At 48.4% G+C, this 12,381-nt stretch carries 10 protein-coding genes; all 10 read right to left on the bottom strand.

Features of this window, described 5'->3' with window-relative positions; all coding sequences use genetic code 11:
* Positions 1–11: 11 nt before the first annotated feature.
* The 10 genes from O9H85_RS29610 to O9H85_RS29655 all read right to left on the bottom strand — a co-directional run bounded on the left by O9H85_RS29610 (position 12) and on the right by O9H85_RS29655 (position 12,377).
* Complete coding sequence (locus tag O9H85_RS29610; protein ID WP_269885007.1) at positions 12–695, bottom strand: CatB-related O-acetyltransferase; 684 nt, start codon at positions 693–695, stop codon at positions 12–14.
* A gap of 15 nt (positions 696–710) precedes the next feature.
* The gene (locus O9H85_RS29615) at positions 711–1,898 is read right to left on the bottom strand and encodes a glycosyltransferase family 4 protein (RefSeq protein ID WP_269885008.1); all 1,188 of its coding nucleotides are present in this window, start codon (positions 1,896–1,898) and stop codon (positions 711–713) included.
* A complete protein-coding gene (locus O9H85_RS29620) occupies positions 1,891–3,063 on the bottom strand; it encodes a glycosyltransferase family 4 protein (RefSeq protein WP_269885009.1) in 1,173 nt (390 codons plus the stop codon). The genes O9H85_RS29615 and O9H85_RS29620 overlap by 8 nt, the downstream gene beginning before the upstream one ends.
* Positions 3,060–4,238, bottom strand: a complete 1,179-nt coding sequence (locus O9H85_RS29625; RefSeq protein WP_269885010.1) for a glycosyltransferase family 4 protein — start codon at positions 4,236–4,238, stop codon at positions 3,060–3,062. The genes O9H85_RS29620 and O9H85_RS29625 overlap by 4 nt, the downstream gene beginning before the upstream one ends.
* A gap of 48 nt (positions 4,239–4,286) precedes the next feature.
* A complete protein-coding gene (locus O9H85_RS29630) occupies positions 4,287–5,606 on the bottom strand; it encodes an oligosaccharide flippase family protein (RefSeq protein ID WP_269885011.1) in 1,320 nt (439 codons plus the stop codon).
* A 4-nt stretch (positions 5,607–5,610) separates the two neighbouring features.
* Positions 5,611–7,332 (bottom strand): hypothetical protein, encoded by a 1,722-nt coding sequence (locus O9H85_RS29635; RefSeq protein ID WP_269885012.1) that lies wholly within the window; start codon positions 7,330–7,332, stop codon positions 5,611–5,613.
* Between the two features lie 11 nt (positions 7,333–7,343).
* Positions 7,344–8,636 carry an efflux RND transporter periplasmic adaptor subunit gene (locus O9H85_RS29640; protein WP_269885013.1) on the bottom strand — a complete coding sequence of 431 codons (1,293 nt, stop codon included), beginning with the start codon at positions 8,634–8,636 and terminating at the stop codon, positions 7,344–7,346.
* Positions 8,570–10,081: a hypothetical protein gene (locus tag O9H85_RS29645; protein WP_269885014.1), complete on the bottom strand. Its 1,512-nt coding sequence runs from the start codon at positions 10,079–10,081 to the stop codon at positions 8,570–8,572. The genes O9H85_RS29640 and O9H85_RS29645 overlap by 67 nt, the downstream gene beginning before the upstream one ends.
* Positions 10,082–10,283: 202 nt before the next feature.
* A complete protein-coding gene (locus tag O9H85_RS29650) occupies positions 10,284–11,654 on the bottom strand; it encodes a UDP-glucose dehydrogenase family protein (RefSeq protein WP_269885015.1) in 1,371 nt (456 codons plus the stop codon).
* Positions 11,655–11,684: 30 nt separating this feature from the next.
* Positions 11,685–12,377, bottom strand: coding sequence for a sugar transferase (locus O9H85_RS29655; protein WP_269885016.1), 693 nt, complete (start codon positions 12,375–12,377; stop codon positions 11,685–11,687).
* Between the last annotated feature and the right edge of the window lie 4 nt (positions 12,378–12,381).

Raw genomic sequence — 12,381 nt, forward strand, 5'->3', positions numbered from 1 at the left:
TTTATCATCCCTCATCCATTAAGTATGGTGGTGCTTGCTTCAGACCATTGTCCTACGGAGAAATTTGGATGATTTGGCCGGGAAGAAGCATACTCCAGGAACTGCTTTACATCACCGAAAAGCGGATAGGCCTCCTCGATGCTCCGGTCATCCCAAGCCCACCACTTGGTTGCAAGCAGCGCCTTACGTATATCTTCATCGAAACGGTATCGGATGACTCGGGAAGGAATGCCTACGGCGATCCCATAGGCTGGCACATGCCCTCTTACAACCGCACCTGCTCCGATAACTGCACCGTCTTCGATGACGGCCCCGCGAAGGACAGTTACTCCCGTTCCGATCCAAACGTCATTCCCGATGACAGGAGGCGGTTTGACATTATCCCAATTCCTTCCATGAACCTTTACGTGCCAATGCATATGTGTAGTGACTGCATCCAACTGATGCTCGCCGGAGCCTATGACTACATTGTCAGCAATACTGGTGAATGCACCGATTTGGCCGGAGACGATCATCGATTGCCTTCCGACAAAGCTTCGTTTGCCTAATTGGACTTCTTTCTCAATGTGCGCCCCGGGAGAAATCGTTACGGAAGAATCGATTCCATACCTCCGGCGCATATCCGCCGACAGCCAATAATCTATAAATCCGGTTACTTTTCTAACCAGCCTGCCTTTTATGTCATTTGGGTTCATTCGATAATCCTTCCTTTACAGGACCGATTTTTGGCCGCCAATAGACTTCCAAACCGGCGACAGCGCCTCGGAATATTGAGAGATTCGCTGACGGTTATCCCACTTTAGTGCGGCCATTCTGGCGGCGTGAGCCATTTGAATTCGATATGCTTCGTCATATTTCAGTCTTGCAATGCTCTCCGCTAAGCTAATTACATCCCTGGAAGGAACAATTAAGCCGTTCAGATCGTTATGTATGGCATCTTTCATTCCCGTGGCTTCCGTTACAATGGTCGGCAGCCCTGCAGCCATGGCCTCCAAGGGGGCGAGTCCGAATCCGTCTTCTATGGCCGAATGTACGCAGATATGAGAGTTTCTTAGTGCTGGAACCGGATCACCCGACCCCAGCTTGATTTGGACCCCAGAATCCATATAATCGTGAATAAGGGTCCTGATCTTTCTCCAGCCTATTCCTCCGTACAGGGTTACCTCAATCTCCGGGTCTCTAAGCTGCTTAACGGCTTCCAGCAAGTATTGAACCCCTTTTCTTAAGCATACCTGTCCGACAGAAATGATTCTGAATTTCTGTTCTTTGGTCTTTGGGACGAGGCTTGGTTGACTTTGCAGGGGGCGGAATCGGTCGGTGTCCACGCCAAGCGGGGCAAACAACAGCTTACGTTCAGGAATACCGTTTCTCAAAAAAGATTCCCGCTGCAATTGGGAGGCAACCGTAATATAGTCGGCCAGCTCATACTCCCTCATGACTCGCTCAACCCATGCTCTGTTATAAGGCGAACCTTCCATCTTATATTTGCGGTGTTCTTCGTTCGTTTCGCGGAATAAATCCTTCACATGCGTTGTGGCTGCCTCCAACACGGAAATGCCGCCGTAGCTGCGCACCTTTTTAAAGCTGTATTCCGCATAACCCGGAAAAGTATGGTACACGATCGGTGATCTGGGCAGCTTCTCGCTAACGGCTTGATCGAAATGGATGCTTTCCCAATAAACTTTCGTTGCCGGAAGCCATCGAACCGGAGTTAACTGAATCCAATTTTGCCATGACGGTCCGGGAATACTTATTACTTGCTCGGAAGATGAGGAAGAGGACGTAAATATCCCGGCGTTGCCTCCGCTATGCTTCACGGCGTTATACACAAAGTTCAAATGGCCGCCCAATCCCCCTTGACCCAATCCTGCGGCGCAGCCCATCTTCACATCATGCACCCGTCCTCACTCCCCCCAATATGGCATCAACCAAATCAACCCGACTTTTTTTGGATTGATGAGGTACTTGATTGGACAATTCGGTTGTAAACAAATCTTGTTTTTTAACGATGATATTGGCAATGGTATCAGCCAAATGAGCGGCATCGGCACGCCTAGCTATATAGACGCCATCCATAAAATCCGCCCATTCCGGAAGGCCTCCGGCATCGAACACTACGACGGGCTTCCCTGCTTTTCTGGCTTCCGGTACAACCAAAGGAGCAGGATCGGGATAAATCGACGGGACAACGACCACATCCGACTTGGCATACCATTGATTGATCTCTTTCCCGGATATCCTTCCGACAAATTGAACATATTGTTCCAGTTGAAGCTTACGGGTGAGTTCATGGAGCTGACCACTGTACCATCCGTCGCCTATAATATTGCAATTCACCTGAATGCCTTTCTTGAGCAATTGAGGAATGGCTTGCAACAAATACTGTACTCCTTTGGAATAGACTAAACGTCCGACATAAAGGAGCTTAATTTCGCGCTTCTTTTCGGGAAGAATAAGCGGTCTTAATTCTTCAATCTGCTTCAAAGTGTTATCAAACACTTGAATTTTATGCTGAGGGATTCCCTCGATCATTAAAAAATCACTAATTGCTTTACTTACGGCATAAACCCCAATGCATTGCTTAAGAGCGCTTATCATCGAAAGATGATTAGAGACAGCCTGAAAAGCTTTTACGGGAGAAATATTCGTTCCGCATTTTCTTGCATACCAATTCAGTATGCAGGAATATCCTCCCCGTTTCATGCACAGCGCCTCGTTATCCCTATATAACCTCATACCTGACGGACACATGACGCTGTGAATGGTTGCCACGGTCGGATATTTAGATGCCAAGAGCTCCACCGCCTTGGCCGTATGCGGTATTCCGTGCCATACGATCAAGTCCGGTCGGAAGCTTCCAGCGTATACGGCCCACTCGCTCGGATCTTCGGGCAAAGCTACGGTGTGAAACTCTTCCTCTCCCCAGCTTCCGTTGTAATTTACCTTTAGTGCCGCCAAGGTGGTCTCATGGCCTTTCCTCATTAATTCGATGGAAAAATTGTAAATGAATCGTTCGAGGCCGCCTGCAGAATTGAACTCATCGGCAATCTGAAGTATTCTCATAACACCCTCCGGTCGTTTCTGGCGGTATGGGTCCGCGCCGCCAGTGCTAAAATTTCGTTTAAATGGCTTGCCACCGCTTCATCCGAATAGTTGCGCAAATATAAACTTCTGGCTCCCTTCTCCAGACGCCGCCTTAAGCCTTCCTGCTGAGTGACGGAGCAGATCCGCTCAGCAAACACGGCCTCGTTTTCATCGGGTACCAGAAGAACATTTTCTCCGTTAATGAAATCGGGATCCGTTTCCAAACCGTCAATAGCCACAATCGGCCGGCCGCTTCGTAAATACGCCGCTATGACCGTACGCCTGCCGGACGGACCGGAGGATTCAATAAACACATTAACCAAACTGCCATGCAAAATGTCGCTTAGCTCATCGTCATCGGCAAACCCCAGGATCACCAGACGGTCGGCAAAGCCTTGCGCTTCTGCAAATTGTTTTAGGGCTTCCACTCTTGGAGTATGGACGTTAAAACCTCCGACCAGCACAAGCCGGAGCTCTTTATCCTTGTCCGCCAGCCTGGCAAAGGCCTCGCACAATTGCTCCAGCCGCTGAAGCTCGGAAAGCGTGCCGAACCAAGTAATATAAGGCCACGGAAAACGAGTTTTCCGCAGAGACTCATCTTTCCGCCCGCTAACGTTGCCAGCCGGAATCCGAACCACCTTGCGGGACCAAATCCGCTTCAGCTCGTTTTCGCGCCTATGATTCGTAACGATTTGAAACCGGCTGAAAACGCCGATCATGAACAGCTGGATATGGTGGCATAAAGCAAGCAGAAACTGTTTAGGCTTCAAGCTCCAATCGTAATGCAGTTCATGCATAAAGCTGATAACAGGTATTCTATAAAGCAGACGGATCCATATAGGGAGTAATGCGGCGAAAGGCGCAACGCCCGCTTTCCCCCACATATGGGGCACATATTGGAAAAGAATCACGTCCGTTTTCCTCGATTTATGAATATGCGACAATTGACGGAGGAAATCCCGGTAACCGGCGTATTCATAAACCTCTTGCTCGCCGGCATAAGGCGGTATCGCTAGAGAACGGTCTGCCGTTTTCTCACACAACACGGTTACAGAACTGCAGGTTTGCTTCATGAGACTGCGCATTAATTCTGTATGATCGGAGAGACCATTACGTATCGGGGAATAATACCTTGTCAGGATCAAAACGTTCATATTTGCGATACCACCTAAACTGGATTCTTGTATTCTATAACAAGCCGCTCATTCACCTGCGACAGTTGGCCCGCTTCGGGTTCTCCGCAGCTTCATCTTTACCAACCTTAGCATGCTTACGAACGGCTCCGGATAGAAATACAAAAGCCGGCTCCATGCAATCCCGAGCCTTGTGCTTTTGTATGCAAGAAAGCCCCATTTGACAAGCCCGATCATCACGACGCCCAAAGCCGCCCCGATCCCTCCAAGCCAGGGCAGCATTATAAAGGCGGTGGCCGAACCGCTTAGAAGACCTGCAAGCTCCGCAAACGTCACAAAATGAAATTTGTTTTCCGTTGACAAATAATTGGTCAGGACGACATAAGCGACGTTAAGCGGAGCGCATACCAGCAAAATTTGCCCCATCAGAATGGCCTCGGCGTATTTGGGGCCGTACATGATCGGAAGCACAAAGGGAAGCAAAAAAGCCGCAATAGCGGCTAAAGATAGAGTAGTATAAAACAAAGTCCCATGAATGCGTTCCACTTGCCTTTGCCTTTGCCGTACCTCCAAATCCATCAGCTTGGGAAACAGATACGTACTGATTGCGCCGACAAGCACTGAAGGCAGCATGGCTGCAATGCTAGCTGAGACGGTATAAAGACCGAGCGTATAGGTAGTCAGGAATAAAGAAATAATCAATTGATCCAGGTTGCTTCCGAATGTGGCTACGATGAACCCCGAATAGATCTGCAGCCCTTTGCCGAACAGCTCCCGACCATGCTTGATGATGCCGGAAACCTTAGGTCGAACGATGCTTAAGACCCAGAATAGGGATATAGCGAACATGCCTAGAGACCAGAACAAACTGCAGATAATAAAGCTGCGCACGGAATATTGATGGATGACCAGAAGGGTGGCGATCAGCAGCAGCGTTCCGGCCGGATTTAAAATCCGGAGTGCTAGCACCTTGTTAAACATGTTTTTCGTTTGGAGCGTACCGATCAATCCGTCCGATAAAAGTCCGAAAGGCAGCGTGATCATAGCGATTTGAGCAAGCGCAATGACTTTTTCCGATTGATTGCTCAGCAAATGCGGGATAATGAATTCGCCTGCCGCCATGCCGATTAGACCCATTGAGGTGCCGATCACCAGATAAACCCCGAAATACTCCCTTTGCTTTTCGGGAAATTGCTTTCCTAAATAGATGACGGCACCGGGGAGTCCTATCGTGAAGAAGATGGTGAACAAACTGCTCCAGCGGGTGGCGGTAGCCAGCTCCCCTCTCCCTTCCGGACCTAAATATCGGGCACTGAGGATCCCGGTGATCAAATTGATGGCTATGACCAATAGATTAACGCCAAGACTGGATAGAAAGAGTTTTCTCATCGACTTATCTTGGCTTTAATGTTTTTACCAGTCTTTTCACTTCACCAAACGGGGTGTCAATGGCTTCATAAACGTTCACAGTCAATTGGTCTTCAAATTGCTCGGTCCGGATATTGTCGAATGTAAGATACTGATTTCCCGTGACTAAACGGTTAGCTCCGATGAAAGGCAGCGTTTGCGAACCCAATACGCGTCCTAAGACGTCGACGAGCTCAACCTTCATCTTTGAGAAATTCTGATCGACCACGATATTATCCAGTCTTTGGATGTCCAGATCCAGATTCATTTTGTATTTGTATTTCCCCTGGTCGAATAGGGCGATCATCGACCAATCATTTACTTTGACCTCGAACGGATAGAAAGCCAATACTTTATCGTCCGTTTCCTTCTGAACCTGTGTCCGGTAGGAAGCGATCGGGATGCTGTAGGGGGCTGCCAGCTGCCCGTCGAGCAAATTCATGATCAAGTCCGTACCTTTCTCCGAGTTCGGAAGATTGAAGGAATAGTTGATGATATACCCCAAGTTCGGAAGCAGCTCCTGGGAAGCGGTCGTTTGTCTTGCGCCTGCGTAGCTGAACCCGTCCAATGTCCGGAGCTCTGCCTGAAAGTTAGGAACAGGAAGCGGACGATCCGTTTTATTCTGCAGCTTGAATTTGGCGACGGCCGTTTGATAGCCTTCCCCTTCAGCTCCATGAAGATGGAGCTCTACCATGGATACCTCGACCCCTTGCTGGACAAGCTTGTTTAGCGGATCAAATGAAATGGCTGATCCCGGAATGATCAGCTCGGGCTGCGCCGTTAACGCCGGCGCTCCGGTATCCAGCTGAATAGCCAAGCGTCCGATGTTAAAATCGACATTCGTTTTATCGGTATCATTTTTTTGGAAGCTCTCCTGATTAAGCACCGTCAAGCTCTTTAACGTAACGCCGGTTTCGAGAGGAACGGCATAATACAGCTGCTGCTTTTCTCCAGCTTCCAGCGTTACCGTTCCGGATGGAGCGATTCTTTTGCCATGATAAGCTTTTTTATCCGAATTTCCGTCAATCAAAATATTAGGCAGCGTTTCCTTCATCGTACCTTTATTTTCAACAATGAGCCCAACAATAGCTACGGGTCCCTGCGTACTGTTCTGATAGGTCAATTGGAACGGCGTAAACTGTAAATTTCTCGACAGTACGGGAATCGTAAACGGCTGCTTCCACGGGATGATTTGTCCTTGTTCCGACAACGAGGCATTATTTCCTTTCCACTCACCGGTTAATGGCAGTGTCAGCACCGTTGTTTCTTTGATCGGATATTCAAATTCATCAATATTTACCCAGTACAGAGAGGTTAAAGAAAAGTCATCGTTTCGGTCCAGTACGACGAGATAAGAAAGCTCTACCTTTTCCTGAGGCTGTATAGATGGAGCATTCGTTGCGCTGGGACGCAGCGTATATTCCGTGCCGTCACCGCTCTTGACCCTCAGGGCGTAATCAGGCACCCGGGTCATGCGATTTCCCGTATTATACAATCGGACGACTACCCCCACTTTTGTACCGTTTTGCGTTCTTTCGTTCAGTACGCTCTTTACCTCTACCTGAACCGTATTGGTGAGGTTATACCGAACAACGATATCGGTTGTGGAAGGAGCATCGCTCGCGATGGCGGTCATATTTGCCGCAGCGGCTAACAAAGAGGCGGAGATGGCGACTGCAGCCAAAGCTTTATTCCATTGTAGTTTCATAGGTTATGCCCTCACTTTTTCGCTTGGCCAACAGCCGAAGCCAGTTGAACCTTTTCTTGATCTTTTAATTGATTCGGATCGGAAATAATCAGGTTGTCTCCCTCTTTAACGCCGGACAACACTTCCTGATTCAGCTCATTGTCGCTTAAGCGGCCGAGCTCCACCTTACGGCGTTCAACCGTTCCATTGACTAAAATAAACACAAAGTTTTCTTCGCCCTTTTTGAGAATGCTGGCCACGGGGATTGCCAGTACGTTTTGCTCACTTTCATCCATAAGCTGAATACGGGTTTTCATGCCCGGTTTAAATTTCAAATCCGGGTTTGGAACCTCCAAGCTTAATTCGTACCCTTTCGTTTGGGGATCAATGACACTCGACAGGAAGCTGATGCCGGCTCTCATCTTATCGGAAGTCCCGGGCAGATAAAAGGACAGCTCGCTTTTGCCGCGGACCAGACGCGCCGCTTGCTCAGACAGCTGGGCTTTCACTTTAACCGGATCCAATTTTTGAATGATGCCTACTTTGGAACCCTTCCCGGCCGGCATTCCTACTTGCAGCTGCATTTCAGTTAGAATTCCATCGGCAGGCGCCTTGACTTCAAGACCGGAAGAAAGCTCATCGAAGCGCTGTAAATTCATTTGCGCTTCTTGCAGCGAAGTTTGGAGCGAAGATGAGTCGGCAACGGTCAATGCTTTCAGCTTTTGCTTTAAAAATTGCAGATCCAGCTGGGCATTGGATAATTGGGATTCGGCTTGCTGAACTTGAGTCTTATTAGCAGTACCCGCCTCATAATCGTTCTTGGTCTTGTTTCGGTTCCGTGTCAGCTCAACGATTCCCTGCTCCGCTTTCTGAATGGATTGAGACAGCTCCGTACGGCTCAGCTCCGCGTCCTTGCGGGCTTTATTGATCGCATCCTCCGTGGATTTTACGGCTAATACCAGTTTTTCACGTTCAAATTTGGCATCCCTCGAGAATAAACGAAGGATAACATCTCCTTGTTTAACCGTCTCCCCCCGCTTCTTGAAAATTTCCTCAACGACACCATCGGTCTCGGCGAGCACGTCAAACTGGACGGATGCCGTGATTTCTGCAGCCTGCTCGGGAATTTCACCGATTTTCTGCTTCACTACTTTTAACGTTTTTACCGTCTTTACCTGCTGCTCCTGAGCCATCGCTTCTTTCTCCGGTTGAAAAAGTTTAATGGACGAGCATCCTGCTATAACGGATAAGCTTAATCCTAAGACGGCAACGGTTTTGAAATTCCGATAGCTTGCTTGTCGGCGATGGCGTCGTTTTCTGCGCATGTCAATAATTCCCTCCTGCGTTTTAAGGTTAGTACATCCAGATAACCGATACTCAGCCAGATGATAGCACTTGCGGAGTAATTTCCGCCAATGGACCAGCTTCCGAGAGTCGCAAGCAATATTCCCAGGATAATCAATCCATGGCTGCTTGCTTTGGCTTCCTTAAAAGCTAAACGAAGTGCTTCAAGGATGATTAACGCATAAATCACCCCTCCGATCACGCCGTCCGATATCATCATGTTGCTAAGATCAACCTCGGAGCTGGCTCCGTTGTTGGACAATTTCATACCTGCTAATGTGGTTACCCCAAGTCCTCTGCCGATCGGCATGGACAATCCTTGTATAATACCCGATTGAAACATTTGGACATGGATAAGTGCCGTTGAATGTTGTTGATCCAAAGGGTTAGCCAGCCCGTTCACTTGATGGGCAATCAGGGCGCTGCTAGAAGTATCCAGCTTCGTAATGACCGAGAAGGCCCCAACGAGAGCCACCGACATCAGGATGGCCGTAAACCATCGGGTAGAAGCTTTTTTGGCATTGATAATCGTAAGTACCGATAACGAAAAGGCGGTTAGAATGACCGGAGTCCGTACGGATTGTAAAAACATACCATAAAAGAGCAAAGGGAGGATGACTATTGCAATCACCTTTTGTATAAATGTCCCCCGCAGCAGAAGCACCCACGCGATAACGATTGCCATTACCAGATAAATGGTATATTCGGCTCCATTCGTAAAGAAAGAAAAAGCTCTGGATTCGGTTTGGCTAACCATCAGCGCGGCATAATTGGCGATATCAATCCATTGGTTCTCAAAAGATGAAAAACCATAAAAGATTTGCTTTAATCCGTACAATGCACTAACGACTCCGACGGTACATACGGTGCCGTAAATCACGCTGATCCATCGAGCATTGAAATGCATTCTGGTAAGTACCATCCAGAATAAGGGAACGACATAAAAAATAACGCCCCCAAGTCCCGTCAAAATGCTTCCTTGAAGCGGATTTACAATCTGTATCATATCGATAAAGATCATCCATCGCACCAGCTTAAACAACCGGGTGTCCTTTTCCTTGGGAACCCCTTGCCTTCGAAGATAAGTCCAATAGACCCAATAAGACCCGAGCAGCATGACCATGGATGGAGCCAGTATGACAAGCGGGTCGAATGAACTCCAGCCTGACGATGGGATAAGCGCCCGCCGGAAGAAACCCATAAACGGAAGGTAGATCAATATACCATAGAGCATCCATGCCGGACGGCGGATGCTTAGAGCAACCATAATCAAACTGATCGAAATAAAAAAGAGAAGGCGGATTTTGGTCGGGTCCATCACTGTCCGTCCCAGCAAATATCCGCACAAGCCGAACAATATCAAGCTAACTAGGAGGCTAAGAATGCGGTTTCCCTGAATTTTAAGGATCATTGTGCTCAACTTCATACGCCTACTTCCTCTTAAGTCTATCCCTGCTTACCAAAAAGCAATTCGGTTCTATGCGATCCTGATTCGGGGTGTAGACGCGCGCTCCCGCGTTGGATCCCAAATTGCAGGTTACTGTCGAATGTAAGAAATAAGAAAAGAGGTTACCCGCAAGACAGCACCTGTCTTGTGATAACCTCCGTCATTCATAACCTTTATTTTTTTACACATGCTCATATTTTTTTTTATTTCGTGTACCGATGCCTAGATAGTCCATATCTGCATTCTCAAAATCAGACGCTGCCATCGCATTTCTTCCGTCAATGAATACGGGCCGCCGCATCAGAGACCGAATCTCCTCCGCGCTTAGGCTTATATATTCCGGCCATTCCGTAACCAGCAATGCGGCATCCGCATTCCTGAGCGCTTCCTTAATTTGTTCGGCGAAATGCACACGATCCGGAAGCAGGCTCCGAGCCTTATTCATAGCCACCGGGTCATGAACCCTAACATCTGCCTTTTCCGCCAAAAGCTCGAGGATAATAGGGATGCTGGGGGCTTCCCGCAAATCGTCCGTACCCGGCTTAAACGAAAGCCCCAGGACTGCGATCTGCTTGCCGGCAAGCTCGCCAAGCTGCTCGCGCAGCTTTTGAAGCATAATGTACTTCTGGGAGTGATTTACTTCAATTACGGCCGAAAGCAGTTTAAAATCATATCCGCTCGTATCCGCTATATATTGCAATGCCCGCGTATCCTTGGGAAAACAGCTCCCGCCATAGCCGATACCCGCCTGCAAAAAAGATGAGCCTATACGCACATCCTTACCGATGATCCCGGCAACTTGCTTGACGTCAGCTCCCACACGATCGCACACATTGGCAATTTCATTAATAAAACTGATTTTCATGGCTAAAAACGCGTTGGCCGCGTATTTCGCCAATTCAGCACTTCTGCGGTCGACCAGGATATATTCCGGAGATGTATATCCTGCCGGACGAGGAGCATAGGCCGGCGCTGCAAAGGATTGATTCAATACGCCGGAGTAGAGCTGACTTAGTATCGCATCCGAAACTTCGTCGCCCCCTACTACGATCCTATCGGGGTAGAATGTGTCTTGAATAGCCCTCGCTTGCCGAAGGAATTCAGGATTGGAGGCGACTCGGACCGTCGTTTCAAGACTGGCCTCCTTCACCTTCTGCGCGATTTTATCGCCGGTGCCTACAGGAACCGTGCTTTTATTAATAAGAACGGTAGACTTTTCCTTCATGCGCAAATAGCCTACCGTCTCCTCAACGGCCGAGAATAAGTAGGTAAGATTGGGCGATCCGTCCGACTGGGCGGGAGTGCCGACGGCAAAGAAAATAACGTCTGCCCCCATCACGGCTTCCCAATAAGAGCTGGTAAAATGAATGCGTTCCGGATGCGATTGAAGCAGCTCTTTCATGCCCGGCTCGTAAAAAGGCATTATCCCTTGGGACAGTTGCTCGACCTTCTTTTCGTCTACGTCGACACAGGTAACCTCATGCCCCAGATAGGCTAAGGAGGCCCCCGTAGTCAACCCTACATATCCTGTTCCTATTACGGTAACATTCATATAAGATCTCCTGACGGATAAGATTAGGTACTAATAAGCGTTCTTCGGGTTTAACATAATCCAAAAGGTTTTGACGATCAGCTTCATATCAAACCATATGCTCTGATTCTCAATGTAATACAAATCAAGTTCAACCATTTGCTGAAAAGTAAGCCCGTTCCTTCCGCTGACCTGCCAGAGACCCGTACAACCCGGCGTAACCGCGAGCCGCTTCTTATCGTAGCTCGTGTACTGCTCCACCTCCCTGGGAAGCGGAGGCCTGGGACCGACAAGACTCATGTCTCCCTTAAGTACATTCCACAGCTGCGGCAGCTCATCCAAGCTTGTTACGCGCAGGGTTTTCCCGACTCGTGTGATCCGAGGGTCATCCTTCATTTTGAACATGGCCCCTTGAATCTCGTTCTTTTCGAGTAATTGGCTTAGCAGTTCCTCCGCATTCCATACCATCGATCTGAACTTATACATATGGAATAGCTTGCCTTTCTTCCCCACCCGGGTCTGCTTAAAAAATACCTTGCCCTTCGGGTCCTCCAGCTTGATCAAAATCGCAATGATCATAAACAAAAAGAAGCATAGAATAAGTCCGGCCGAGGCGAAGATCACGTCAAGAGCCCTCTTCATAATGAGGTAGAACCTCAGTTTATCGCCGGCAGCCTTGACTCTTTCATCCCTGTAGTAGGAATGAGGCTTAAGAGCTTCCCCTTCATTAGAATAATTGGACATTGAA

Source organism: Paenibacillus gyeongsangnamensis (assembly GCF_027533625.1).
Taxonomy (GTDB): Bacteria; Bacillota; Bacilli; order Paenibacillales; family NBRC-103111; genus Paenibacillus_G; species Paenibacillus_G gyeongsangnamensis.